Origin of the sequence: Methylocystis suflitae, assembly GCF_024448135.1 — a bacterium.
Classification (GTDB): Bacteria; Pseudomonadota; Alphaproteobacteria; order Rhizobiales; family Beijerinckiaceae; genus Methylocystis; species Methylocystis suflitae.
Genome location: NZ_JAMRYX010000092.1, coordinates 1 through 25112, shown reverse-complemented (window position 1 = coordinate 25112; position 25112 = coordinate 1). Strand labels below are relative to the sequence as shown.

The following is a 25112-nucleotide window of genomic DNA, read 5'->3' as shown; positions in this document are numbered from 1 at the left end:
CGGCTGTCGTCGCGGGCGCTTCGCCCGGCGCGGCTTCTTCCGCTGGGGGCGCAGGCTTGAACCGGCCCTCGATCGCGGCTTTCAGATTGGCGACGCCTTCGGTCGGCGCAGCGTAGATGCCGAGGCCAAAACCGATCGCCCCGAAGATAACCGCCGTCAGAATTGTTGAAATGCCACGCGCCATTCCATGAGTTCCTCTGTAAGAAAAGAGCCGTCCGAGATACGCCGCAACGGGCGGATGTTGTTGCGCGAACGCTCGATCGAGCGGCGCGAGTTCCTTTACTAAGGAGCCCGGACGTTCATACTTGCACGCCCGCACTTTGGCCGACAAGCCGCAAAGACGACGGTCACTTGCTCGCCGCCGCCATTTGAAACGGCTGATTGTGGTCAGCGCATGGCGACCACAAGCGGCGGCCCGCGTCAAGGCCGACCCGTCGACGCCTGCGCTCGGCTCCCGGGGCCCGCTGGAGCGGGACTAACGCGCCTCCTCCTCCAGAAACCTCGGAAACACCGGCGTCGGCGGCGGCAGCGGCGCGCCCTCCTGCAGGGCGTTCGCCTCGTCGGCGTGCGCCAAGTCCCGCTCGTCCGGACCGACGTCCAGGAGATCGAGAAGCTTGCCAGCGGACTCGGGCATAAACGGCTGCAGGGGAATCGCCAACCGGCGCAGCGTTTCGGCGGTGACGTAGAGAATCGTCTCCATCCGCGCAGGGTCGCTCTTCTTCTTCGCCCAGGGCTCTTCACCGGCGAAATAGCGATTGGCCTCGGCGACGATGCGGAAAATTTCCGCCAGCGCGTGGTGCGGCGCGTAATCCTCCATGGCGGCGCGGGCTTTCGCCAGGACGTCTGCCGCTTGCGCGAGAATGTCTTTGTCGGCATCCGTAAGGGCATGTTTACGCGGTACGGCGCCCATACAATTCTTGGCGATCATCGACAGCGAGCGCTGCGCGAGATTGCCGAGGTCATTGGCAAGATCGGCGTTGATGCGGTTGACGATCGCCTCGTGCGAATAGTTGCCGTCCTGGCCGAAGGGAATCTCGCGCAGAAAGAAATAACGCAGCTGGTCGACGCCGTAACGCTCGGCCAAGTCGATCGGATCGACGACATTGCCGACCGACTTCGACATCTTCTCGCCTTTGGAGAACAGGAAGCCGTGCACGACGACCTGCTTGGGCAGAGGCGCGCCCGCGGACATCAGGAACGCCGGCCAGTAGATGGCGTGAAAGCGGGTGATGTCCTTGCCGATCACATGGGCGTCGGCGGGCCAGAAGCGCGCTCTGTTTCCGCCTTCCGTAAGATATCCTGTAGCTGTTACGTAATTCGTAAGCGCATCGACCCAGACATACATCACATGCTTGGCGCTGGTGTGCGCGCTCGGCGGAATTTCAATGCCCCAGTCGAAGGTCGTGCGCGACACCGAGAGGTCCGTGAGCCCGCGCTTCACGAAGGCGACGATCTCGTTTCTGTAGTGTTCGGGCGTAATGAATTCCGAATGCGCCGCATAATGCGCGAGCAGTTTCTCGGCATAGGCCGACAATTTGAAGAACCAGCTCTCCTCCTCCACCCACTCGACCGGCGTGCCCGTCGGCGCGAATTTCTTGCCATCGCGCTCGGTGAGTTCGTCCGCGTCGTAATAGGCCTCGTCGCGCACCGAATACCAGCCGGCGTATTTGGAGAGATAGAGGTCGCCGTTCGCCTCCATGCGCCGCCACATTTCGAGCACGGTCTGCTTGTGGCGCGCCTGCGTCGTGCGGACGATGTCGTCGGCGCGGGCGTTCAGCGCCTCGCCCATCCTGGCGAATTGCGCGGCTGTGCGGTCGGCGAGCGCCAGGGGCGTCAGCCCTTCCTTCTCGGCCGTGCGCTGCATCTTCTGCCCGTGCTCGTCCATGCCGGTGACAAACAGCACGTCATAGCCGTCAAGCCTCTTCCATCGCGCGAAAGCGTCGGTGGCGATGCGCTCATAGGCGTGGCCGATATGCGGCGCGCCATTCGCGTAAGGAATGGCCGTCGTGATCATGTAAGGGGGACGTTCAGGCATGGTTTGGGTCTAGCGCGGTTTTTGGGCGCGGGGAAGCGCCCCAAAGCTATTCGAGAAAAGGGGCGAGTGCGGATCGCCATTTTTCCTGTTTTTGGGCGAATGTCAGCGTTGCGTGCGCCGGACTCGTCGAGGGCAGTCGCCGTGAAGCAATCGCCGCCGCGCGAACTGACAGCCCGGGCAGAACCAGCCGTTGATACAGGCTGTCCGCTTTAGCGCCATTGAAGCAAATCAACGTGATGTCTGGATGCGTTTCGAAAAAGCGCTCAAAATCATTGGTTCGCACAGTCGAGAGTTCGATCCGCAGGTCGAGGCTGCCCGGCCGATGAGCGCTTGCGCAGACGTCCCAGAGGGCGACGCCGTAAGCATTGAGGCTCTGGAGACGATCAGCGTAACAAGCGCCCGCATCGAAGCCAAACAGGCTGCCCATCAGCGTCCAAAACACATTGCGCGGCTGCGCGTAATACTGCTGGAGCTCGAGGGAACGCTGGCCGGGAAGCGACCCGAGAATCAAGAGCTTTGCGTCGCGTGTCGCCGCGGGAGGGAAGCCGACGGAATAGGTCATGACCGATCTGCGACTCCCCTTCCCGCCTCCGATGCGCTAAATTGATCGCTCGGAGCATGAGTATGAGCGTAACCAAAATCGCGCCGAGGGATCTTGCGAGGCGCTTCGCCGAGAAGCGGAGCGGTCACACAAACGGCTGGCGGCGCGAGACCTTCTCGCTGGAGCGCCTCGAGGCGCGCGCGAAGGCGCGCGAGTGGTTCGAGCGCTTCCCCAAGGCCGCCTATATGACCGAGATCGAGTTCTGGCGCGAGCTGGAGGATGGGCGGATCGAGTTCACGATGCGCCGCCTTCCAAGCGCCGACTAGCGCCACAACCCTGGCCTATTCGGGACCGACGTCCGGCGTGCGCCAGCCCAGATGCTGGCCGCTGTCGACGGCGATCATCTGCCCCGTCACGCTTTTCGCCCGGCTGAGGTAAACGACGGCGTCGACGACGCCGGAGACGTCGGCGGCCCGCTGCAACGGCACGCCGCGGGCTTCCATCTCGAACTCCCGTTCTCCAAGCGCGGCATTTGCAAAGACCGGCCCCGGCCCGACGGCATTGACGCGAATGCGCGGCGCGTAGGCCTGCGCCATGGTGCGCGTCGCCGCCCACAGCGCCGATTTCGACAGCGTATAGGAGAAGTAGCGTGGCGTGAGACGCCAAACGCGCTGATCGAGGATATTGATAATCGCGCCATCGTCGCTTGCCGGCAGCGCCGCCGCAAAGTCCCGCGACAGCAGCAGCGGCGCGCGCAGATTGACCTGCATCTGCCGCTCGTAAAGTTCGAGCGAAAAGTCCTGCGCCGCGTCGATTTCAAAAATCGAGGCGTTGTTGACGAGGACCCGCAGCGGTCCGAAGGCCTCGCTGGCCTGCTCAATGAGGCGCTGCGTCGACTCCGCGTCGGCAAGATCGGCGATCGCCGTCGCCGCGCGCCCGCCGCGTAGCCTGATCGCGTGCGCGGCAAGCTCGGCCTCTTCGGCCGAACGTGGAGAGGCGTGCAGCACGAGGGGGCGCCCCCCGCGCGCGAAGCGCTCGGCGATGGCGAGGCCGATGCGACGCGGCGCGCCGGTGACCAGCACGGGGCCATCTGCGTCGTCGCCGCGCTCGCTCATGCGTCTACCCTATGTTGAGCGTCCAGATTAGGCTTCGGCGTCCTCGCCTTCGCCGACGTCGCCGATATGTTCGACGGAAACGACGCGCTCGTCTTCAGCCGTATCGAAGACAATGACGCCCTGAGCGCCGCGCCCGGCGATGCGGATGCCGTCGACGGAGCAGCGGATCAGCTGGCCGCCGTCCGTCACAAGCATGATTTCGTCGCCATGGCCGACGGGGAAGGAGGCGACGAGCTTGCCGTTTCTGGCGTTCACCGCCATCGCGACGATGCCTTTGCCGCCGCGACCTGTCGTACGATATTCGTAAGAGCTCGTACGCTTTCCGTAACCGTTCTCGGACACGGTCAGAATGATCTGCTCGGCCGCCTGCATCTCGTAAAAGCGCGTATCCGACAGCTCCACGGCGATCGCCGCCTCCTCAGCTTCGTTCCCCGCCTCGGGCGAAACATCTTCGCCCATGCGCCGGCGCAGCGCGTTGGCGCGTTTCAGATAGGCGGCTCGTTCCTCGCCGGCGGCGTCGAAATGATTGAGGATGGACAGCGAGATCACCCGATCGTCGCGCCCCAGCGCCACGCCGCGCACGCCCATCGAGGTGCGGCCCTGGAAGACGCGGACCTCCGGCACGGCGAAGCGGATGCATTGACCGTCGCGTGTGGTCAGCAGCACGTCGTCGCGCTCGGTCGCGGTCGCGACGTCGACAATGGCCTCGCCGTCGTCGAGCTTCATGGCGATGAGGCCGTTGCGGCGCACGTCGACGAAATCTGAGAGTTTATTGCGCCTCACCGTGCCGCGCGTCGTCGCGAAAATGACGTCGAGCGTCGCCCAGCTCCCCTCATCTTCAGGTAGCGGCATGATCGAGGTGATGCGCTCGTTTTGTTCGAGCGGCAGCAGATTGACGAGCGCCTTGCCGCGCGCCTGCGGCGCCGAGAGCGGCAATCTCCAGACTTTTTCCTTATAGGCCTTGCCGAGCGAGGAAAAGAACAGCACCGGCGTATGCGTATTGGCGACGAACAGACGATGGACGAAATCCTCCTCCTTCGTCTGCATGCCGGAACGGCCTTTGCCGCCGCGCCTTTGCGCGCGATAGGTCGAGAGCGGCACGCGCTTGATATAGCCGGCGTGTGAGACGGTGACGACCATGTCTTCGCGGGCGATCAGGTCCTCGTCCTCGACCTCGCCGTCGGACTCAAGGATTTGCGTGCGGCGCGGCGTGGCGTGGGCGTCCTTCACCGCCAGGAGTTCATCCTTGACGATGCCGAACAGGCGTTCGCGCGAGCGCAGAATGTCGAGGTAATCGGCGATCTCGGCGGCGAGCTTGTTCAAAGCTTCGGAGATTTCCTCACGTCCGAGCGCCGTGAGCCGTTGCAGACGCAAATCCAGGATGGCGCGGGCCTGCGCCTCCGAAAGCCGGATGGCGCCATCATCGCTGAGTCTGTGACGCGGGTCGGCGATCAGCTCGACGAGCGGCGCCATGTCCTTGGCCGGCCAGTCTCGCGCCATGAGCGCTTCGCGCGCCGCGGTGGCGTCGGGCGACGTGCGGATGAGACGAATGACCTCGTCGATATTCGCCACCGCGATGGCGAGGCCGACCTGAAGATGGGCGCTGTCGCGCGCCTTGTTGAGTCGGAATTTGGTGCGGCGGGTGACGACCGTCTCGCGGAAATCGACGAAAGCGCGCAGCACGTCATGGAGCGTCATCAGCTCCGGGCGGCCGCCGTTCAACGCGATCATATTGACGGGAAAGCTTGTCTGCAGCGTCGTATGACGCCAAAGCTGGTTGAGCACGACGTCGGCGACAGCGTCGCGCTTCAGTTCGACGACGATGCGCATGCCGTCTCGATCGGACTCGTCGCGCAGATCGGCGACGCCCTCGATCTTCTTCTCCCGCACCAGATCGGCGATGCGCTCGATCAGCGTCGCCTTGTTCACCTGATAGGGAATTTCGGTGAAGATGATCGCCTCGCGATCCTTGCGCAGAGTCTCGATCACTGACTTGGCGCGCATGATGATCGAACCGCGGCCGGTCGCGAAGGCGTTGCGAATGCCGCCACGCCCGAGAATGCTCGCCGCGGTCGGAAAGTCCGGTCCCGGCACGATGTCCATCAGTTCGGCGATGGTGATGTCGGGCCGATCGATCATGGCGATACAGGCGTCGATGACCTCGCCGAGATTATGCGGCGGAATGTTCGTCGCCATGCCGACGGCGATGCCGCCAGCGCCGTTGACCAGAAGATTGGGGAAACGCGCCGGCAGAACCGTCGGCTCGTGCTCCTTGCCGTCGTAATTGGCCTGGAAGTCGACGGTGCCTTCGTCAAGATCTTCGAGCAGCGCGAGCGCTGGCTTTGCGAGTCGGGACTCGGTGTAGCGCATCGCCGCCGGCGGATCGTTGTCGACCGATCCGAAATTGCCCTGCCCGTCGATGAGCGGCAGTCGCATCGAAAAGGGCTGCGCCATGCGCACAAGCGCGTCGTAGATCGCGGCGTCGCCGTGGGGATGATATTTACCCATCACGTCGCCGACGATGCGCGCCGACTTCACATATGATTTATCGGGCGTGTGGCCGTTCTCGTGCATTGAGAACAGAATGCGCCGATGCACTGGCTTCAGGCCGTCGCGCACGTCTGGCAGCGCGCGCGATACGATCACGCTCATCGCGTAATCGAGATAGCTGCGCTTCATCTCGTCGGCGATCGAAACCGGCCTTATGTCGGAGCCGGGCTTGTCGGAATCGTTTTTCTTGGAGTCGTCGTCGGCCAAGTGAGCGCCAGTTCAAGGATAGCGTCGGGTTCACATGTCTATAGGCGATTCGAGCGGGCGACGCCAGCACGAGCGCCTTATGAAGATCAATCAATTTCAAATGCTTATTGGCTTGCTAGCAGTCTTTTTCAGTGGAATTTGCCGCCTTGCGCCTCCCCCTGGCCGGAATCTCATTTTTTGGGCCTGCCCGGAGCGCGGCTTCAACCGCAAACTTCGCCCACCGAACCAGTTCGTCGGCGTCTTCGAACGCCTGGTCAGGGAGGCTCCAATAGGAGATCGTGATCGGTCGGTTCTTGCCTTGGTAGACGAAAGGCCGGGAGCCCGCCTCTTGAAATCGTGCGGCGCTGTGCTGATCGGCCTTCAGGTAGATTTCGCCGCCGGCTTCGATGGCGAAGAAGAGGCCGTCGACGTAAACGCCGTGGCCGCCGAACATGCGCTTGACGGACACAGCGGCAAAGGGCGCGAAAAGCTCCTCGATACGCGCGCGGTTCATGGCCGACTCGACGAGATCAGGAACGCCCACTCTGCGACGCCCCGCCGACCTTTTCCGGGTCGGCCGGCGTCAGCTCGACGCTCTCGCCACAGCCGCAGGCCGACGTCTGATTGGGGTTTTCAAACACGAAGGTCGAGGCGAACTGCGTCGTTTTCACGTCCATCGTCGTGCCGAGCAGATAGAGCACCGCCGCGGCGTCGACGATCACGCGACCGCCATCAATGTCGATGACCTCGTCGCCCCGCTTCGGTTCGGCGATCTCCATCTTGTAGGACATGCCGGCGCAGCCGCCCTTCTCCACCGAGACGCGCAGCCCCTTGCCTTCCGCGACGGTCGCAAGTAGGCCACGGACCCGCTCCGCTGCGGCGGGGCTGACGTTCATCACGCTCATCTTCTGCATGGAAGTCATCGCAAAGCCATTCCTCTCGAGCGTGTCCGCTCACCACATGTCGAGCGCCACGCGCGCTTCGTCCGACATGCGGCTTCGATCCCAAGGCGGATCGAACACCATGTTCACTTTCACGTCGCTGACGCCAGGCACAGCGCTCACCGCATTTTTGACCCACACCGGCATTTCACCGGCGACAGGGCAGCCCGGCGCTGTCAGCGTCATGTCGATTTCTACGAAGCCTTCCTCCGCGATGTCGACCCGGTAAATGAGGCCAAGCTCATAAATGTCAGCGGGAATTTCCGGATCGTAGACAGTTTTGAGCGCCTTAACGATGTCGTTCGTCAGCCGCTCATTTTCAATGGCCTGAGACGTCCGGTCTGGCGTCGCGGCGCGTTGGGTTTCGCTTGTATTGGGAGCATCGCTCATGAACACGAATTTCTCCTCAGGCGAAAAGAGAGCGGGCCTTTTCGAGCGCTTCCGCCAGCCGGTCAATCTCCTCGCGCGTGTTGTAGAGCGCGAAAGATGCGCGACAGGTGGAGGTGACGCCCAAACGCGAAAGCAGCGGCATGGCGCAATGCGTCCCGGCGCGCACGGCTATGCCGGAACGATCGATCACCGTGGCGATGTCGTGCGCATGCGCCGCCGCCATGTCGAAGGAAAGGATCGGCCCCTTATCCGGCGCCCGCCCATAGATTTTCAAGCCCTCGATCTGCGACAGTCTTTGGTGCGCATAAGCGGTCAGCCCTGCTTCATACTCGCGGATCGCGTCCCGACCGATGCGCTCCATATAGTCGAGCGCCGCGCCGAGCCCCACCGCCTGAGCGATGGGCGGCGTGCCCGCTTCGAAACGGTGCGGCGGGGCGTTATAGGTGACGCCATCGAGCGTCACCGTTTCGATCATCTCGCCGCCGCCACAGAAAGGCGGCAACGCCTCCAGCCATTTACGCTTGCCGTAAAGGGCGCCGATGCCGGTCGGGGCATAAAGTTTGTGGCCGGTCACCACATAAAAATCGACGTCGAGCGCACGCACATCGACATCGAGATGCACAGCGCCCTGCGAGCCGTCGACAACCAGCGGCACGCCATGCGCGTGAGCAATGCGCGCGACCTCGGCGATCGGGGTCGGCGCGCCAAGAACATTCGACATATGCGTGAGCGCCACGATCTTCGTGCGCTTGGTGAACAGCTTCTCGAAAGTTTCGAGGTCGAAGCGGCCGTCGTCGTCAACCTCGAGCCATTTCAGCACAGCGCCTTTGCGCTCGCGCAGAAAATGCCAGGGAACGATGTTGGAGTGGTGCTCCATCATCGATAGAATAATCTCGTCGCCCTCAACGATATGCGCTTGGCCGAAGGAAGCCGCGACCAGATTCAAGGCCTCGGTCGCGCCGCGGGTGAAAATGATCTCGTCCGTCGATTCCGCGTTAAGGAAGCGACGCAGCGTCTCGCGCGCGCCCTCATAGCCTTCGGTTGCGGCATTGGCGAGATAATGCAGTCCGCGATGCACATTGGCGTATTCATGCTCGTAGAACCGCGTCAGCCGATCGATCACGGCGCGCGGCTTTTGCGCCGAGGCGGCGTTGTCGAGATAGGCAAGCGGCTTCCCATAGGGACGCTCGGAAAGAATCGGGAAATCCGCTCGAACCGCTTCGATGTCATAAGCCGTCTGAATGCGCGTAATCTCGTTCATCGGCTGATCCTTCTAGAAAGCCACGCGCTGACGCGATCGCTAAGAAACGCCTGCAACTGCTCATCCTCGATTGCGTTCATCGCCTCATTGGCGAAGCCCTCGATGAGCAAGGCTTCGGCCTCGCGGCGCGGCAGTCCGCGCGCGGTGAGATAGAACAACTGATCCTTGTCGAGCCTGCCGCACGTCGCGCCATGGCCGCATTGCACGTCGTCGGCGAAGATTTCGAGCTCCGGCTTGTTGTTCATCGCCGCCTGCTCGGAGAGCAGAAGCGCCTTCGACTGCATGACGCCGTCTGTCTTCTGCGCGCCAGGGCGGACGATGACCTTGCCCTGAAACACGCCGACGCTCTGGTCATCGAGGATATTGCGAAAAACTTCCCGGCTTTCGCCGCATGGCTTAGCATGATCGACGATGAGGGTCGTATCGGCGTGCAAGCGCCCGCGTCCCAATGTCGCGCCGTTAAAGACCGCTCTCGCTTTCTCGCCGTCCAGGCGCGCGAAGATCTGCCTTCGATTCAACCCTTCGCCCTCGATCAGCGCGAAGGAATTGATCATGGCGCCCACGTCGAGATGCGCGAGCAGCGACGCGACGCGGATCGCCTGATCGACCCCGCCCGAGAAATGGGTGACGAGGTCGAGGCGTGCGCCCGGCGCCAAACGAAGCACGAGGGCGCTATTGTCCTGCGCCGGCGCCGACGAAAGCGCCCCAAGCGTTTCGATCACTGTCGCTCGAGCGCCCGCGCCGAGCATGACGAGCGCCCGCGTATAGGTAGACTGCGCGGCTTCCGCGGACGCCAATGTCGCGAGTTCGATCGCGCGGTCGATCGCAGCGCCCGGCGCAATCTGAATGACGACGCCGTCCTGCATCAGCGCCGCATTGAGCGCGAGGATCGGGTCCTGCGCGCCAATATCGGCGCTGGCGAGCGCCGACATGACATGCAGCTCTCCTTGCCCCAGCGCGTCGCGCAGCGATAGAACGACGACGCCATCAGGAAGCCGCGCGATATCCGAGAGATCGGGCCGGAAAGCGCCATCGAGCATGACGAGCCGCAGAGAATCATGCGCGCGCGGCAGCGACAATGCGGCGCGAGACGCGGTGGCGAGCGGCGCCGGCCGGCCCATCGCCGTTTTCAGGTCCGTGTAATGCCATGACTCCACGCGCCGGTTCGGCACGCCAGACTCAGAGAACGCCGCCCAGCCGGCCGCGCGCAGGCGCGGCGCGCCCTTGTCGCGCATCTCTTCGTAAAAGGAGGAAAGCGTCGCTTCCGCTTCGCTCGCCAGCTTGATCATCGCTTACGCCGCCTCTTGCGCGATGTAATCCTGATAGCCGCGCTCTTCGAGTTCCAGAGCAAGTTCCGGACCGCCCGACCGCATGATGCGTCCCTGCGCCATCACATGCACCGAATCTGGCCTGATATATTCAAGCAGGCGCTGATAATGGGTAATCACGACGAAGGCGCGCTCGGGCGAGCGCAGCGCGTTGACGCCGTCCGCCACGACGCGCAGCGCGTCGATGTCGAGCCCCGAATCTGTCTCATCAAGGATCGCAAGACGCGGCTGCAGGAGCGCCATCTGTAGGATTTCCATCCGTTTCTTTTCGCCGCCGGAGAATCCGGCGTTGAGCGGCCGGCGCAGCATGTCCGGCGCGATGCCGAGCGACGCCGCAGCCTCCTTGACGCGCTTCATGAACTCCGGGGTTTGCAATTCCGGCTCGCCGCGGGCGCGGCGCTGCGCATTGAGCGCCGCCTTCAAAAAGGTCATCGTCGCGACGCCGGGAATTTCGACGGGATACTGAAAGGCGAGAAAGACGCCCTTGGCGGCGCGTTCCGCCGGGTCGAGGTCGAGAATATTCTCTCCGTTGAGCCGCACGTCGCCGCTCGTCGCCTCATAGCCTTCGCGGCCGGCGATGACGTAGGAGAGCGTCGATTTGCCCGTCCCGTTCGGTCCCATGATCGCCGCGACTTCTCCAGCCTTAACGCTGAGCGTAAGGCCTTTGATAATTTCCCGCTCGCCGACGGACACGTGCAGATCCTTGATTTCGAGCATTCTTTAAAACTCTTCCCGATCCCTGGCGTCATGGCCGGCCTTGAGCCGGCCATCCATGTCTTGGCGTTCCGAAAACTCTCCTCGAGCGTCGCGCTGCGATTGGCGTGGATGGCCGGGACAAGCCCGGCCATGACGCGCTGAAACCATCACCCCACGCTTCCTTCAAGCGAGATCGAGATCAGCTTCTGCGCTTCCACCGCGAATTCCATCGGCAGCTGCTGCAGCACGTCGCGCACGAAGCCGTTGACGATCAGCGCCGTCGCCTCTTCCGCCGAAAGCCCGCGCTGCATGGCGTAGAACAGCTGGTCCTCGGAAATCTTCGACGTGGTCGCTTCATGCTCGAACTGCGCGCTCGGGTTCTTCGACTCGATGTAGGGAACCGTATGCGCCCCGCAGTTGGGCCCGATCAGCAGGCTGTCGCACTGCGTGAAATTGCGCGCGCCATCGGCCTTACGATGCGCGGAAACCTGGCCGCGATAGGTGTTCTGCGAACGTCCGGCGGAAATGCCCTTGGAGATGATGCGGCTTTTGGTGTTCTTGCCGAGATGCAGCATCTTGGTGCCGCTGTCGACCTGCTGATAGCCGTTCGACACCGCGATCGAATAGAACTCGCCTTGCGAGCCGTCGCCGCGCAGGATGCATGACGGATATTTCCAGGTGATCGCCGAACCCGTCTCGACCTGCGTCCAGGAAATATGCGAGTTGCGGCCGCGACAATCGCCGCGCTTGGTGACGAAATTGTAAATTCCGCCCCTGCCCTCGCTGTCGCCGGGATACCAGTTCTGCACCGTCGAATATTTGATTTCGGCGTCGTCGAGCGCGATGAGCTCCACGACCGCCGCATGAAGCTGGTTTTCGTCGCGCTTGGGCGCCGTGCAGCCTTCGAGGTAGCTCACATAGGAGCCCTCATCCGCGATGATCAGCGTGCGCTCGAACTGTCCCGTATTCTGCTCATTGATGCGGAAGTAGGTCGAAAGCTCCATCGGGCAGCGCACGCCCTTTGGCACATAGACGAAGGAGCCGTCGGAGAAGACCGCGCTGTTCAGCGTCGCGTAGAAATTGTCGGTCACAGGCACGACGGAGCCGAGATATTTTTGCACGAGCTCCGGGTGCGTGTGCACCGCCTCGGAAATCGGGCAGAAGATCACGCCGGCTTTGGCCAGTTCCGCTTTGAAAGTCGTCGCGACCGACACGCTGTCGAAAACTGCGTCGACCGCGACGCGGCGGGTCTCGACGCCCGCAAGAATCTCTTGCTCGCGCAGCGGAATGCCAAGTTTCTCATATGTGCGGAGCAGCTCGGGATCGACCTCGTCGAGCGACTTCGGGCCCGGCGTGGATTTCGGGGCCGAGTAATAATAGAGATCCTGAAAATCGATGCGCGGATAGTGTACGCGCGCCCAGCGCGGCTCAGGCATCGTCAGCCAGCGCCGGTAGGCCTCAAGGCGCCAATCGGTGAGCCACTGCGGCTCGTTTTTTTTGGCCGAGATGAAACGAACGATGTCTTCATTCAGCCCTTTGGGGGCCTTTTCCGATTCGATATCGGTCGAAAACCCGTACTTATAGGCGTCGACGTCGATGGATTCGACGCGCGCAACGGTCTCCTGACGAGCCGCCATCTGTCTTTCTCCTCGTCACGACGGGTTCAAGGCCCGCCGGCCGATCGTTCCGCCTCAGCCTAGCACCTTTTGGCGTCGACTAGGCGGCGGAATGCCGGGATCTCATGCGATCCACGACACGTGCAAGAACCTTTCCAAACTCTTCTACATCCTCTTGCGTCGAAGACCAACCGAAACTGGCTCTCAGCGCCTCCCTTTCAGCCGCGCCCATCGCCGCAAGCACGTGTGATTCCGTCATTTTGCCCGATGAACAGGCTGAGCCTGCTGAAAGCGCGACATTCTCAAGGTCAAGCGCCATCAGCATTATGCGTGGGGCGAGGCCAGGGATTGAGAAAGCGCTGGCGTTTGGCGCGCGCGGCGCCCTTGATCCGTAGAATCGGGCGTCGGGCGCAACTTTCAAGACGCGCCGCTCCAGCGCGTCGCGCAAATCGGCGAGTCGAGACGCCTCCCCCGCCAAATCTGCGGTCGCCGCCGTCAGCGCCGCCGCAAAGCCGGCGATTCCGGGAACATTCTCCGTGCCCGCGCGGCGTCCGAACTCCTGGCCGCCGCCGCGCAGCACCGGCGTCTCCAGATGCAGACTCTCGTCACGAAAGGCGAGCGCGCCGACGCCCATGGGGCCGCCCAGCTTATGTGAGGAAAAGAACATTATATCCGCGCCGGTCGTCGCGAATGTCGTCTTCAGCCGGCCGACGGATTGCACGGCGTCGCAGACAACGACTCCGTTCGCCGCATGGATCAGCGCCGCCGCCTCGGCGACAGGCTGGATGACGCCGGTTTCATTGTTGACGGCCTGCAGCGCGAGCATCACCCGGCGGCCGGAGCGCCGCGCCAGCGCCTCTTCCAGCGCAGCGAGGGAAATGACGCCTTCGCAGGTCAGCGGAAGCGTTTCGACCGCGTCGGGCGGAAAGCGGTTCCCTTGCAGGACGCATTGGTGTTCGCCGGCGCCGATCAGCAAGACGTCGATGGGCGCTTCGTCGCCTTCTCGGCGCAGCGCCGGCGTAAGCGCGAGACTTGCCGCCTCGGTCGCGCCGCTGGTGAAAACGACGCTGCGCCGCTCCGCGCCAATTGCATTGGCGACTGCGGCCCGCGCGTCTTCGAGCAGCGCCTTGGCCGCCCTGCCCTCGGCATGGATGGAAGAAGGATTGCCAAGCGTCTCCAGCGCGTCGAGCATCGCCGCCCGCGCCTGCGGGCGCAGCGGCGATGTCGCATTGTGGTCGAGATAGACGCGTGCGGACATGCGTGCGGACATGCGTGCGGACATGGGCCTCGGTTTCGGTCGCCGCCATTCTAGCAGAGCGCGGCGACGCAGGCGCGTTTTCGCGCCTGCATCGCGCCTTACGGAAAAGATCGGCTTACGGCCGCGCCGACTTGGCCAGCCGCGCGAGATTGACGAATTCCGCGCGGTAACCGAACGGATCGTCGCCCTTGGCGCTCTGCGCCAGCGCGATCACATCGTCATAGCCATATTCGCCGAGATAGGGCGCGCCTTTCAGCAGCTGCGCGAAGGCCGCGACGGCGACAGAGAAACGCACATCCTGGGGCGCGCGCGCAAGGCTTTCCACGCTTTGCTGCTCGGCGATCGGCTGCTCGATGAGCCGCGAGGCCTCCTCCTTCGGCAGCTTGTAGCGCAGCTTGAGGAAGCCGAGCTCACTTTCCGCCTGCGCCGCCGCTGGCGTCGGCGTCTTCTTGCCATAACGCAAATCGTCGAGCAGTTTCTTCTCCGATCCCGCGGGCGTAATCTCGTAAATCGCGGTGACGCGGTGACCGGAGCCGACGTCGCCCGCGTCCACCTTGTCGTTGTTGAAATCCTCGCGGCGCAGCGCGCGGGTTTCATAACCGATCAGGCGATATTCGGAGACGCGCGCGGGATTCCACTCCACCTGGATTTTGACGTCCTTGGCGATAGGAAAGAGCGTCGACGACGCTTCCTCGACGAGCGCTTTGCGCGCTTCGTTCAGAGTATCGACATAGACCGCCGCGCCATTGCCGTTCTGCGCCAGCGCCTGCATCAGCGCGTCGTTGTAATTGCCCTGGCCGAAGCCGAGTATCGACAGGAAAACGCCCTTCTCGCGCTTTCTTTCGATCAGCCCTTTCAATTCGCTCTGATCGGTGACGCCGACATTGAAATCGCCGTCGGTGGCGAGGATCACGCGATTGACCGCCGATCTGTCAAAATTGCTTTCGGCCAGACGGTAGGCGTCCTGAATGCCTTGCGCGCCGGCGGTCGAGCCGCCCGCGCCGAGCGCGTCGATCGCCGCCAGAATTTTGGCCTTGTCGGCAATCTTCGTCGGCTCCAGCGCGACGCCGGAGCCCGAAGCATAGGTGACGACCGCGATCGTGTCTTCAGGCTTCAACTCGTCGACAAGCATCCGCAGCGCGTTTTTGACGAGCGGCAGCCGATCCTGCGGCGACATGGAGCCCGACACGTCGATCAGAAACACGAGATTGGCGCGCGGGCGCTCGGCGCTTTGCAGCGCATAGCCCTGTATCGCCACATGCACGAGGCGATTGCCGGCGCTCCACGGGCTGGGCGTCACCATGATCGTCGGCTTGAATGGCGTCTGCGCGCTTTCGGGCTTCGGATAGTCGTAGGGAAAGTAATTGACGAACTCCTCGACCCGCACCGAATCTTTGGGTGGCAGGCGCCCGGCGTTGAGCGCGCGGCGCGCAAAGGCGTAGGAGGCGGCATCGACGTCGATCGAGAAGGTCGAGATGGGCTCGCTCGCCGCTGACTTGACAGGGCTCGTCTCCTTTGACTCGAACCTGTCGCGAAACTCGCTTTCCGGCACGACATTCGTGTCGACCGGCGGCGACGGCCGAGCGCCTTCGGCGCCGATCGCGGCGACCGGTTTTGCGGGCTGAAGAGATCGCGGCGGAGGCGGCGCGGCGTCCTTTCGGACCGAACCGGCGAGGCGCGGAGGCGGCGCGGCGACGCCATCGGCTCGGCCGCCAAGCGCGCCCGCCGTCTTCGCTCTCTCTTCTCGCGCCAAGGGCGCAGAGGGAGTTGGAGCCGGCGAAATCGCTGCCGGCGCCTTCACGCGCGGCGCTAAGGCGATCTCGGCCGGCGGCGCGGCGCGGCCGATCGGAAGACTGGATATGCTTCCGCCGCCCGGCGAATAGTTGCGCGAGAGCATGAAGGCGGCGGGCGCGCCGATCATCAGCGCGATGATCGAGGCCGCGAGCGCGCGATCGAAATAGAACGTCTGACGCATCTTTCTTTTCCCTTCCATTGGAGAGGATGCGTGACTGAGACGTTGCGGCGCGGCCGATCCTTGGGCCTCGGCTGCGCCTTTTTCAAAAGCGGCCATCGCCGCCGCGAGCGCTACGCGCTTGGCGTCGCTATCCGGCGGCGGAACCGGCGCGTCTTTGAGGCGCGTAAGATCCGGTTCGATCATCGCGCGGGCTCCAACTGGTTCTTCAGACGCTTGCGCGCCTCATGCAGATGCCACGACACGGTCTTCTCCGAACAACCCATCAGCGCCGCCGCCTCGCCATGCGAAAGGTCCTGCGCATAAACGAGCAGCACGGCGTCGCGTTGCTGATCCGGCAGGGCGCGCACCACGCGCCAAAGGTCCTGCCCCATCATCTCATCCTCTGGGGTGTCGCCGTCGGGGCCGTCCACGAGCGCCGACATGCGCGCCGGTTCGAGCGCCACAATTTTGCGCCGCGCCCGGATGTGGTCGATCGCGGTCGTATAGGCGATGCGATAGGCCCAGGTCGTAAAGGCGCAGTCGTTGCGAAAGGCGTTCATCGCCGTCGCCATCTTCACCATTGCGTCCTGAGCGACGTCCTGCGCCTCAGCGCGCGCGCCGCACCAGCGCCAGGCGAGCGCATAGACGCGGTCGTAATGGCGCTCGGCCAGCACGGCGAAGGCGGCGGCGTCGCCGGCGGCCGCCCGCCGCGCCAGTTCGCCGTCGGTGTCTTCGCCCGCCAAGTCGCCCCCTCTATTCGATCCCGTCGAGACTATTGACGGCTATGATCGCGAATTCCTTGGGTTGGAGCGGCGAAATTTCGCCGCGGCCCGGGGGCTGCCGAATTTCCTTGCATTTTACAGTACCCCGCGTGGTAGAAGGCGCGCCTGCCCGTTTCGCAAGGGAATCCGAATGCCCGAGGTTATTTTCACCGGTCCGGCCGGCAGGCTCGAGGGCCGGTTCCATCAGTCCGCCACGCGCGGCGCGCCGATCGCGATCATTCTGCATCCGCATCCGCAGTTCGGCGGCACGATGAACAATCAGATCGTTTATCACCTTTACTACGCCTTCGCGGAGCGTGGTTTTTCCGTGCTGCGCTTCAATTTCCGCGGCGTTGGCCGTTCGCAAGGCGCTTTCGACCACGGATCGGGCGAGCTTTCCGACGCGGCGGCCGCGCTCGACTGGGCGCAGGCGGTCAATCCGGAAGCGCGCGCCTGCTGGATCGCGGGCGTCTCCTTCGGCTCCTGGATCGGCATGCAGCTGCTGATGCGCCGTCCTGAGATCGAGGGGTTTATCTCGATCGCGCCGCCGGCAAACCGTTTCGACTTCTCCTTCCTGGCGCCCTGCCCCTCCTCGGGCCTCTTCATTCATGGCGACCAAGACCGCGTCGCGCCGCTCAAGGAAGTGACCGGGCTGATCGAGAAGCTCAAAACGCAAAAGGGCATTCTCATCGAACATGCCGTAGTCGAAGGCGCGAACCATTTCTTCGAAAACAGGATCGAACCGCTGATCGCGCATGTCGACGCCTATCTCGACAGGCGTCTTGGCAATCCGCCGAGGATCGCCATTCCCGCGCGGGGCGACTGACGCTGCATTGTCATTCCCGACGCGCGCAACGCGCGCGATCGGGAATCCAGAGCAAAGAGAGCATTACTGGATCTGCTCTGGATTCCCGGTCAGGCCTTCGGCCTTCCGGGAATGACACTGCGATCTATGACGCTTATGCGCCCGCTCGCGCCAGCACGCCGCCGCACATCGCTTCGGGCGCGCCGGTCGTCGTCGGGAAGGTGATCGGCAGCCCTTCCAGCAGGCGCGCGGCGAGATAGGCGAAGGCCTGCGCCTCCATCGAATCCGCCGACCATCCGACCGCATTGGCCGTCGTCACCTTGCACGGCAGGCGCATGACGAGTTCGCGCACGAGGATCGGATTGCGCGCGCCGCCGCCGCAGACGATCAGCAATTGCGGCTGAGTCGGCAGATGCGGAAAAAGCCGCAGCACCGATGACGCCGTAAAGGCGGTCAGCGTCGCGGCGGCGTCCTCGGTCGAGAGCTTGGCGACCGCATCGAGCGCGAAGGCGTTGCGGTCGAGCGATTTCGGCGGCGGCTGATCGAAGAACGGATGCGCCAGCATCTTGAGCAGCGTCGCTTCATTGACGCGGCCGCGCGCCGCCATATGGCCGTGCCGGTCGATCGGCGCGCCGGTGCGCTGAAGCATCAGATCGTCGATCAGCGCATTGCCGGGTCCCGTGTCGCAGGCGATCGGCTCCTCGCCGTCCGCGACATAAGTGACGTTGGCGACGCCGCCGATATTGAGCAGCGCCACCTCGCCCTTCATGCCCCCGGCGAGGACGAGCGCGCGATGAAACACGGGCACGATCGGCGCGCCCTCGCCGCCGGCGGCGATGTCGGCGGCGCGAAAATCATAAGCGACGTCGATGCCAAGGCGCGATGCGAGCGCCGGCCCGTCGCCGATCTGGATCGTGAGCCTTTGCTTGGGACGGTGCAGCACCGTCTGGCCATGAAAACCGACGATATTGACGCTCGCCGGGTCGATCTCATTGTCGCGCATCAGCGCCTCGACCGCCTCGGCGTGGCGGTCGGTCACCATGCGCTCGGCGAAAGCGAGAACGCCCGGCCGCGCGTTTCGATCCTCCAACGTCGCGGCTTCGGCGAGCGCATTGCGCAGCAGCGCGCGGTCGGCGTCACTATAGGGGTAATGCCCCGTCGGCCCGAAAACGACAGTGGCGTCGCCATCGGTTTCGATCAACGCAACATCGACGCCGTCCATGGACGTGCCGGACATGAGGCCAATTGAGCGGTAGGTGGACAAGGCGAATCGCTCCGAGCGTAACAGTGGGAGCCTTATTAGATCACGCGCTGCTGCATCCCCACGTGTCATTCCGCGCGTAGGAGAAGAAATGCGCCACGTCTTTCGTTTTTTTGAAGATTTCTCAACGGAACGCGGGATCCGGAGATCGCGCAAAGAGGCATTCGCTTCGTTATCAACTTGCGCAGCGACTCTCTTGATTTCAAACAACCTGGCGGGTCTGCCTCAATGAGAGGCCGGACGCTTGGCATGTCGTTCCTTCGTCAAACCTTCCAAAGCGGGGAACACAGCAGCGCTTAAATCAAGATTTTTGGTTTGCTAAACCAATCAAAAAGCAGGACATTTTCTAAATCAGCGATTAAATTTCCATGTTGGAGTGCTCACATGACTGATGGCGACGATCAACTATTTTCAAATTTTTTGAAGTATTTCCGACGGATTGACGCCGCTGCGTCGGAAGACTCCGTGAGAGCACTGTATGACGCCACCGACGACAAGGCATGGTTGAAAACATGTCTCTCGAAATTCACTGACAACACGCTGGGAGCGCGCCGCACGGAGACGCCAAATGTCGCCGCTTTCAAATACAGTACGCCCGCAACTCTCTTCGCGTACGCCATCGTCACGCTTATCCATATCAAACTTGATTTGCCTGCACTTGGACTAGAGTACAAGGGAGAAGGCGGAGGCGCATTCGGAGGCGTTGTCGCACGGTCATGGGGAACTTTTTACTATAATAACCTTTCCGACTTGTCAGGTCAGAGCGATTTTGAATGCAATTTTGCTACCGCGTGGGCCAACCTAAATCTTATTCGTAACGGTCAAGTATATGGCATGTATCAAGGTGGAGGAATTCCGTTTGCAGGCATTGGCGGAGGGAAGGGTCAGTGGGGTCCCATCACCTGAGCAGCTTGAGAGCCACGGGTGGTGGAGCCCAAAATCTACCGCCGCCCCTCCCAGCCCCAGGCCGCGACCACTGCTCCGACGAGCGCCAGCATCGCCCAAAGCCCCAAACCAAGCGGCGCGATTTCGACGCCGACGAGCGTCGAGGCGCCGGTCTGTCTGATCCCGATCCAGTCCGAGCCGCCATAGCGATTGGCGTCGCGCAATTCGACGACGCGCGGCATCGAGACAGTGTCGGCGCCGTTCTTCGATAAACGCCGCGCGGTGCCGCCGGTCGCTTCGACGAGCGGTTGAAGCTTCTCCGTCGTCGAGGCCACTTCGCGGAACTCGCGCGGATTGGGCGGACCGACATTCACAAGCGCGGTGAGGCCTTCGCTCTCGAAGCGCCACAGGCCCATTTCCTTGGCGTCGAAACGCGCGCGCCACAGTCCCGGCTCGCCCTGCGCGACCGCGATTTCGTCGCGCGCGCCCGACGGCGCCGTCGCCATCACCGGAGCCGGTCGCTCCTTCATTGTCTGGCGCTCGACGCTGACCTCGCGGCCATGCGCCGAGGCGCGCAGCGCCTCCTCTTCGAGATCCGGCTCCTTCATCAGCCAATGCGCCAGGCGGCGCGTCAGATCGACATGCGGGCCGCCGCCTTCGAAGCCCCGCGCCCAGAGCCAAATCTGGTCAGAGAGCAGCAGCGCGACGCGACCCTTGCCTTCGTGCGAGAGCACCAGCAGCGGCTTGTCGCGCACGCCGGACATGATCGAGTCGCCCTTCACCACATTGGCGTCGACCTGCCTGAACCATTCGCCCCAATTCGGCGGTTCGGATTTGGCGCCGGCGAGTCCGCGCGTCACCGGATGCTTCTCGCCGTCGTTGCTGACGCGGGCGCGAAACGCCTGCTCAATGAGCGCACCGTCGGGGCGCGCCGGCAGGATGTTTTCGAGCGGCGAATAATAGAGTCCGCGGAGCGTCGCGTAGTCGGGGCCGACAGCCGCGAGAAAGGCGCCGCCATTCTCGACGTAATTGGCGATGTTCTCGAAATAGATCGAGGGCAGCGTCGTCTGGCTCGAATAGCGATCGAAGATGATGAGATCGAATTCGTTGATTTTCTTCCCGAAGAGATCGGCGGTCGGAAAGGCGATCAGCGACAATTCGCTCGCCGGCGTGATGTCGAGCTTCTCCGGCGGCCGCAAAATGGTGAAATGCACCAGTTCGACATTGGCGTCGGCGCGCAAAAGATTGCGCCAGCTTCGCTCGCCCGGATGCGGCTCGCCCGACACAAGCAACACCTTGAGCCGATCGCGCACGCCTTCGATCGTCAGCACCGCCTTATTGTCGAGCGGCGTCAGCTCGCCTGGCGCTGATGGAATTTCCAGCTCCACGACGTTTTGTCCGCCATGTTCGATGCGCACTGGAATGCTGACGATATCGCCCGGCACAGGGCTGAAGGTCGGCAGCGCTTCGCCGTCGCGACGCACTGAAATCGGGATGCGGGCGCCGTCGCCGCCAAGATCGATGACGCGTGCGCGGATGATCTGATCCTTGCCGACGATCCCAAAGCGCGGCGCCTCGACGAGTTCGATGCGGCGGTCGCGCTCGCCCTGATGCCCGGTCACGAGCGCTTGAACGGGCGCCTTGAAGCCGAGCGCTTCCGCTTTGGCGGGGATATCGTGAACGACGCCGTCGGTCAGAAGAATAGCCCCGCCGACGCGCTCCGACGGAACATCCTTCAATACTTCGGCGAGCGCGCCGAAGAGCTTGGTGCCGTCATTGCCCGAAGCGTCGTTGGCGACCGTGATCGTGCGCGTTTCGACGTCGCCGAATTTTGCAAGCGCCGAGTCCAGCGCCTTGCGCGCCTCCTCCGTTTGCGCGTTTCTCGCGCCGAAATTCTGGCTGTCGCTCTTGTCGACAACCACAGCGACGACGCTCTTTTGCGGATCGCGTTTTTCGCGCACGAGCGATGGGTCGGCGAGCGCCGCGATCAGCAAGGCGAAAGCGAACGCCCGGAGCGGCGCTCCACGCTGGCGTTTGGCCGCCATCAGCGCCAGCGCGCCGGCGCCAAGCACGCCGAGAACGATCAGCGCCGACCAGGGAACGAGCGGCGAAAAGGCGAGCGTGAGGTCGCTCATGCGCGCCCGCCCCGTGTCGCGCCGTCATGCCCGCGCTTGTCGCGGGCATCCACGCCGTGCCGCCTCGACGTGGATGGCCGGGCCAAGCCCGGCCATGACGCGGCTGAATTCGGTTGCGAAATCACGACGCCGCTCACTGGCCCAGCCTTTCCAGCAAGTCGCGCACATGCACCTGATCGGATTTGTAATTTCCGGTCAGCGTATACATCACAAGATTGATGCCGCCGCGGAGCGCGAATTCGCGCTGACGCGCGCCGCCCGGCGTCAACGGAAACAGCGGCTGGCCGCGTTTGTCATGCGCCCAGGCCGCGGCGAGATCGTTCGAGGTGATGACGATCGCGGAGACGCTATCCGTTGCGCGCACTGGACGCGCGGCCTGATCTTTCGGCTCCGGCGGCAGCGCCTCGACCCAGGTCTCGCCATTGGCGTAGCGGCCGACGAATCCATCGAGCAAATAGAAGGTCTTGGTGATGACGTGATCGCGCGGCGTCACTTCCAGCGGCGGAATGTCCAAGCCTTTCGTCAGATCGCGCAGCCATTGCGCCTCTGGAGTCGGCGCACCGCCGACGCGTTGAGACAAAGCGTCGCGCGTGTCGAAGATGATTGTGCCGCCCTGCTTCATATAGGCGGTGATTTTCGCCACCGTCTTGGCAGGCGGCTGCGGAGCGCTCGCGACGATCGGCCAGTAGAGCAAAGGATAAAAGGCGAGTTCATCCTTCCCCGGATCGACGCCGACCGGATCTCCCGGCGAGAAGGAGGTGCGCGCATTCAGCGCTTGGGTGAGCGCCTCGAGGCCCAGCCGCGATATTTCATCGACATGGGCGTCGCCCGAGATCACATACGCGAGCCGCGCCGTCAGCGCGGCGTCCTTGTCGCGCTGGGTGGCGGCGGATTTCGGCGCCGTCTCCGCCCGCGTTTCATCAATCGTCGCCGCTACGCAAGAGAGCGCCAGAAGCGCGGCGGTCGCGGCGCCAAGAGGCCGCAGGCGCAGCTTTCCGGCAAGCGCCAGAGCGATCAGCGCATCGGCGATGAAGGCGGCGAGCGCGAAGACGAGCAGCGGCCCGCGTAAATCAAGCTGGCCGCCGGCGCGCAGCATGCTCGCGCTCAGTCCGGCCGCGGCGAAATCGAAAGCGCTGATCTCGTCAGTCGGACGCAAGGTCTGCACCGCGACGAAAGCCTCCCCCGAGCCATACAGCCCGGGCGGATGTTCGGCGCTTGCAGGCCCGTCAAATCCGGGCGGAATGCTTTGCGCGAAAAGGCCTGGCGCGCCGAGCGCGCCAAACCCGTCGAGAAGGCGCATCGGCGCCAACGCCGACGGATCGACGACCATCTCGGACCGTTCGCTGCCCGAAGGCGCCGACTCTCCAGCCATGGCGCTGATCCGTTTCAGCATCTCAACGAAAAGCCCCGAGATCGGCAGATTCGACCAATTGGCGTCGGCGTTGACGTGAAACAGCACGATCAGCCCCTTGCCGCGCCGTTCCGCCGTCACGAGCGGCGTGCCATCCGAGAGGCGGGCCCAGGTTTTGTCCGCAAGTCCCGGATCAGGCTCGGCGAGCACCTGCCGCTGCACAGTGACGTCCTTCGAAGCCGGCAGGCCGAAGAAGGGGCTCGTGGCGTCAAACTCGGCGAGCGCCTTTGGTTCCTCCCAGGACATGGCGCCGCCGAGCACGCGGCCGTTCCGGCGCAGGCGCACGGGCAGCAGACCATCGTCGGCGTTGGCAAGACGCGGCCCTGCGAAACGAATGAGCGTCCCGCCTTCTTCGACGAAGCGCGACAACGCCTCGAAGGTCTCGCCGGGCGCGAGCCCGACATCGGCGAGCACCATGATATTGGGCTGTTCGGCGAGCAACGCCTGCACCGGATCCACAACGCCGGGACGCGCCGTGCGGATTTGTGCGAAGGGCGCAAGCGCTTTTTCGAGATAGTAGAGCGGCGAGAGCAACGGCTGCGCCTCATCGGCGGCGCCGCCGCCGATCAGCGCCACCCGCTTCACTTTCGAGCGCGCGTCGAGAAGCGCGATAGCGCCGGCGGAATTTTCCCCTTCGATGCGCAGATGACTAACCTCGTTGCGAAGTTCGACCGGCAGCTCGATTTTCGCCCGAACGCGCGGCGCGCCGCCAAAATCAACTGCGGCTCGGCCGACCGTGCGACCTTTCGCGTCGAGCGCGTCGACGACCGCCGACGCGTCGTCGCCGATGCGCAGCACATCGACGCTCAGCGCGGCAGCGTCATTTGTCGGCGCGGCGAGCGCGCGCGGCGCATGGTCCTCGACGTAAACCTCGACTCCCGCTGCGCCCGACTCTTTCAGCGCGCGCACGAAGCCTGCCGCGTCGCCCTGCGCGACGCCGTCGCTGATCCACACGATGCGCGCCGCTCTATGGGCATGGGCGAAAGCGATGACCTGTTCGCCGATCGCCTTGCGGTCCGGCAGAAATGGCTTGGGCCGCGCCGAACGCAGTTTTTCCATCGCGCGCGGCCCGTCGCCTGGAACGGGCGCCGCAGTCTCGGATGCGAGCGCGACCGCGACCGGACCGCCGGCGCGCGCGACCGACTCGATGATTGATGCAGCGCCAGCAATGCGTCGCTCCCATGTTGGCGCGGCCGTCCAGCCGTCGTCGAGGATGACGAGCGTCGGCGCGGAGGACGCGACGCCGCCGCTCGGCGCCCAAACCGGCCCCGCCATCGCGAAAATCAACGCCGCGGCGAGCGCCAGCCGGAGCGCCATCAGCCACCAAGGGGTTTTTGCCGGCGTCTCTTCGTCGGGCTTGAGTTCGCGCAGGATCTTGGTGGGCGGAAACACGATCTCGCGCGGACGCGGCGGCGTGACCCGCAACAGCCAATAGATCATCGGCAGGCCGATGAGCCCAAACAGCGCGAGCGGTGCGGCGAAAGAAAACATCAGCGCCGCTCCTCGAAGCTTGCGCCATCCGCTCCGAGCAATCCCATGGCGAGCGCCAGCGCCGCTTCGGAGGCTGGCCTGTCGGTGCGATGCTGCAGGAACATGAAGCCAACGTGCTGAGCCGCGCGGCGTATCGCGTCGCGATGCGCCTGGAACCGCCGCTCGTAGGCCGCGCGCAAACTGCGCGCGTCGCCTGCGTAGAACGCCGGGCCGCCGTCGGTGTCGAGAAAGGTGGTTTCGCCGGAGAACGGCAAGGTTTCTTCGCTGGGATCGGTCACCATCAAGACTGCGCCGGAGGCGCCGCCATCGGCGAAGCGTCGCAGGCGTGCGGCGAGCGCGTCCGGATCGATGAGGAAGTCGGAGATCAGAATGACGCGGGCGCGGGGACGAATCGGCGCCTGCGGCGGAAGCTCGTCGCGCGCCGCCTCAGTCGCGTTGTCCGCCAGAGCGCGCGCCAGCCGGTCGATCACGTCGCGCGCCGAGATCGGCGCG

The 25112-nt window shown here is 63.9% G+C and carries 21 protein-coding genes and 1 pseudogene; 3 read left to right on the top strand and 19 right to left on the bottom strand.

All coding sequences use genetic code 11. The annotated features are described in order from the left end of the window. The 3 genes and pseudogenes from NEI07_RS08100 to NEI07_RS08090 all read right to left on the bottom strand — a co-directional run. Positions 1-319, bottom strand: a pseudogene (locus NEI07_RS08100) (hypothetical protein); the annotation flags it as partial. Between the two features lie 156 nt (positions 320-475). Beyond that, a complete protein-coding gene (gene metG, locus NEI07_RS08095) occupies positions 476-2035 on the bottom strand; it encodes a methionine--tRNA ligase (protein ID WP_256033913.1) in 1560 nt (519 codons plus the stop codon). 46 nt (positions 2036-2081) lie between these two features. After that, on the bottom strand, positions 2082-2597 hold the full coding sequence (locus NEI07_RS08090) for a DNA-deoxyinosine glycosylase (protein ID WP_256033912.1): 516 nt from the start codon (positions 2595-2597) through the stop codon (positions 2082-2084). Between the two features lie 62 nt (positions 2598-2659). Here NEI07_RS08090 and NEI07_RS08085 point away from each other — a divergent pair, with 62 nt between their 5' ends. Continuing rightward, positions 2660-2902, top strand: coding sequence for a hypothetical protein (locus tag NEI07_RS08085; RefSeq protein ID WP_256033911.1), 243 nt, complete (start codon positions 2660-2662; stop codon positions 2900-2902). Between the two features lie 15 nt (positions 2903-2917). Here NEI07_RS08085 and NEI07_RS08080 read toward each other — a convergent pair whose 3' ends face one another. From NEI07_RS08080 to NEI07_RS08025, 12 genes are all read right to left on the bottom strand, one after another. Then, on the bottom strand, positions 2918-3691 hold the full coding sequence (locus NEI07_RS08080) for an SDR family oxidoreductase (RefSeq protein ID WP_256033910.1): 774 nt from the start codon (positions 3689-3691) through the stop codon (positions 2918-2920). 27 nt (positions 3692-3718) lie between these two features. Continuing rightward, the gene (gene gyrA, locus NEI07_RS08075; protein ID WP_256033909.1) at positions 3719-6448 is read right to left on the bottom strand and encodes a DNA gyrase subunit A; all 2730 of its coding nucleotides are present in this window, start codon (positions 6446-6448) and stop codon (positions 3719-3721) included. Between the two features lie 115 nt (positions 6449-6563). Then, positions 6564-6941, bottom strand: a complete 378-nt coding sequence (locus tag NEI07_RS08070) for a TfoX/Sxy family protein (protein WP_256033907.1) — start codon at positions 6939-6941, stop codon at positions 6564-6566. A gap of 16 nt (positions 6942-6957) precedes the next feature. Next, complete coding sequence (locus tag NEI07_RS08065; protein ID WP_256033906.1) at positions 6958-7350, bottom strand: HesB/IscA family protein; 393 nt, start codon at positions 7348-7350, stop codon at positions 6958-6960. A gap of 30 nt (positions 7351-7380) precedes the next feature. After that, complete coding sequence (locus tag NEI07_RS08060; protein WP_256033905.1) at positions 7381-7758, bottom strand: SUF system Fe-S cluster assembly protein; 378 nt, start codon at positions 7756-7758, stop codon at positions 7381-7383. 16 nt (positions 7759-7774) lie between these two features. Beyond that, positions 7775-9019: a cysteine desulfurase gene (locus NEI07_RS08055; RefSeq protein WP_256033904.1), complete on the bottom strand. Its 1245-nt coding sequence runs from the start codon at positions 9017-9019 to the stop codon at positions 7775-7777. Then, positions 9016-10308: a Fe-S cluster assembly protein SufD gene (sufD, locus tag NEI07_RS08050; protein WP_256033903.1), complete on the bottom strand. Its 1293-nt coding sequence runs from the start codon at positions 10306-10308 to the stop codon at positions 9016-9018. The genes NEI07_RS08055 and sufD overlap by 4 nt, the downstream gene beginning before the upstream one ends. Before the next feature lie 3 nt (positions 10309-10311). Then, positions 10312-11064, bottom strand: coding sequence for a Fe-S cluster assembly ATPase SufC (gene sufC / locus NEI07_RS08045; protein ID WP_256033902.1), 753 nt, complete (start codon positions 11062-11064; stop codon positions 10312-10314). Positions 11065-11210: 146 nt separating this feature from the next. Next, positions 11211-12680 (bottom strand): Fe-S cluster assembly protein SufB, encoded by a 1470-nt coding sequence (sufB, locus tag NEI07_RS08040; protein ID WP_256033901.1) that lies wholly within the window; start codon positions 12678-12680, stop codon positions 11211-11213. 79 nt (positions 12681-12759) lie between these two features. Beyond that, positions 12760-13941, bottom strand: a complete 1182-nt coding sequence (locus NEI07_RS08035) for a cysteine desulfurase family protein (protein ID WP_256033899.1) — start codon at positions 13939-13941, stop codon at positions 12760-12762. A gap of 91 nt (positions 13942-14032) precedes the next feature. Continuing rightward, positions 14033-16075: a VWA domain-containing protein gene (locus tag NEI07_RS08030; protein ID WP_256033898.1), complete on the bottom strand. Its 2043-nt coding sequence runs from the start codon at positions 16073-16075 to the stop codon at positions 14033-14035. After that, complete coding sequence (locus NEI07_RS08025; protein ID WP_256033896.1) at positions 16072-16614, bottom strand: RNA polymerase sigma factor; 543 nt, start codon at positions 16612-16614, stop codon at positions 16072-16074. The genes NEI07_RS08030 and NEI07_RS08025 overlap by 4 nt, the downstream gene beginning before the upstream one ends. A 169-nt stretch (positions 16615-16783) precedes the next feature. Between NEI07_RS08025 and NEI07_RS08020 the strand changes: the two genes are divergently transcribed. Next, complete coding sequence (locus NEI07_RS08020) at positions 16784-17458, top strand: alpha/beta hydrolase (RefSeq protein WP_014889742.1); 675 nt, start codon at positions 16784-16786, stop codon at positions 17456-17458. Positions 17459-17591: 133 nt separating this feature from the next. Here the strand turns inward: NEI07_RS08020 and NEI07_RS08015 are convergent, their stop codons facing one another. Beyond that, a complete protein-coding gene (locus tag NEI07_RS08015) occupies positions 17592-18701 on the bottom strand; it encodes an anhydro-N-acetylmuramic acid kinase (RefSeq protein WP_256033892.1) in 1110 nt (369 codons plus the stop codon). A gap of 381 nt (positions 18702-19082) precedes the next feature. Between NEI07_RS08015 and NEI07_RS08010 the strand changes: the two genes are divergently transcribed. Further along, complete coding sequence (locus tag NEI07_RS08010; RefSeq protein ID WP_256033891.1) at positions 19083-19604, top strand: VapA/VapB family virulence-associated protein; 522 nt, start codon at positions 19083-19085, stop codon at positions 19602-19604. Positions 19605-19639: 35 nt separating this feature from the next. Here the strand turns inward: NEI07_RS08010 and NEI07_RS08005 are convergent, their stop codons facing one another. From NEI07_RS08005 to NEI07_RS07995, 3 genes are all read right to left on the bottom strand, one after another. Further along, positions 19640-21718, bottom strand: a complete 2079-nt coding sequence (locus NEI07_RS08005; protein ID WP_256033889.1) for a hypothetical protein — start codon at positions 21716-21718, stop codon at positions 19640-19642. A 133-nt stretch (positions 21719-21851) separates the two neighbouring features. Next, entirely contained in the window at positions 21852-24620 is a 2769-nt protein-coding gene (locus NEI07_RS08000; protein WP_256033887.1) for a DUF4159 domain-containing protein, read from the bottom strand. Beyond that, positions 24620-25112 (bottom strand): DUF58 domain-containing protein (locus NEI07_RS07995; RefSeq protein WP_456152481.1); only part of this gene is annotated, 493 nt, incomplete at its 5' end. The genes NEI07_RS07995 and NEI07_RS08000, both read right to left, overlap by 1 nt.

What these genes read in the sequence shown, in the direction of transcription:
- sufB (WP_256033901.1), bottom strand. Translation starts at nt 12,680, where the DNA reads ATGGCGGCTCGTCAGGAGACCGTTGCGCGCGTCGAATCCATCGACGTC.
- NEI07_RS08080 (WP_256033910.1), bottom strand. Translation starts at nt 3,691, where the DNA reads ATGAGCGAGCGCGGCGACGACGCAGATGGCCCCGTGCTGGTCACCGGC.
- NEI07_RS08035 (WP_256033899.1), bottom strand. Translation starts at nt 13,941, where the DNA reads ATGTCCGCACGCATGTCCGCACGCATGTCCGCACGCGTCTATCTCGAC.
- NEI07_RS08005 (WP_256033889.1), bottom strand. Translation starts at nt 21,718, where the DNA reads ATGAGCGACCTCACGCTCGCCTTTTCGCCGCTCGTTCCCTGGTCGGCG.
- sufC (WP_256033902.1), bottom strand. Translation starts at nt 11,064, where the DNA reads ATGCTCGAAATCAAGGATCTGCACGTGTCCGTCGGCGAGCGGGAAATT.
- NEI07_RS08070 (WP_256033907.1), bottom strand. Translation starts at nt 6,941, where the DNA reads ATGAACCGCGCGCGTATCGAGGAGCTTTTCGCGCCCTTTGCCGCTGTG.
- NEI07_RS08090 (WP_256033912.1), bottom strand. Translation starts at nt 2,597, where the DNA reads ATGACCTATTCCGTCGGCTTCCCTCCCGCGGCGACACGCGACGCAAAG.
- sufD (WP_256033903.1), bottom strand. Translation starts at nt 10,308, where the DNA reads ATGATCAAGCTGGCGAGCGAAGCGGAAGCGACGCTTTCCTCCTTTTAC.
- NEI07_RS08010 (WP_256033891.1), top strand. Translation starts at nt 19,083, where the DNA reads ATGACTGATGGCGACGATCAACTATTTTCAAATTTTTTGAAGTATTTC.
- NEI07_RS08000 (WP_256033887.1), bottom strand. Translation starts at nt 24,620, where the DNA reads ATGTTTTCTTTCGCCGCACCGCTCGCGCTGTTTGGGCTCATCGGCCTG.
- NEI07_RS08020 (WP_014889742.1), top strand. Translation starts at nt 16,784, where the DNA reads ATGCCCGAGGTTATTTTCACCGGTCCGGCCGGCAGGCTCGAGGGCCGG.
- NEI07_RS08060 (WP_256033905.1), bottom strand. Translation starts at nt 7,758, where the DNA reads ATGAGCGATGCTCCCAATACAAGCGAAACCCAACGCGCCGCGACGCCA.
- metG (WP_256033913.1), bottom strand. Translation starts at nt 2,035, where the DNA reads ATGCCTGAACGTCCCCCTTACATGATCACGACGGCCATTCCTTACGCG.
- NEI07_RS08055 (WP_256033904.1), bottom strand. Translation starts at nt 9,019, where the DNA reads ATGAACGAGATTACGCGCATTCAGACGGCTTATGACATCGAAGCGGTT.
- NEI07_RS08030 (WP_256033898.1), bottom strand. Translation starts at nt 16,075, where the DNA reads ATGATCGAACCGGATCTTACGCGCCTCAAAGACGCGCCGGTTCCGCCG.
- NEI07_RS08085 (WP_256033911.1), top strand. Translation starts at nt 2,660, where the DNA reads ATGAGCGTAACCAAAATCGCGCCGAGGGATCTTGCGAGGCGCTTCGCC.
- NEI07_RS08065 (WP_256033906.1), bottom strand. Translation starts at nt 7,350, where the DNA reads ATGACTTCCATGCAGAAGATGAGCGTGATGAACGTCAGCCCCGCCGCA.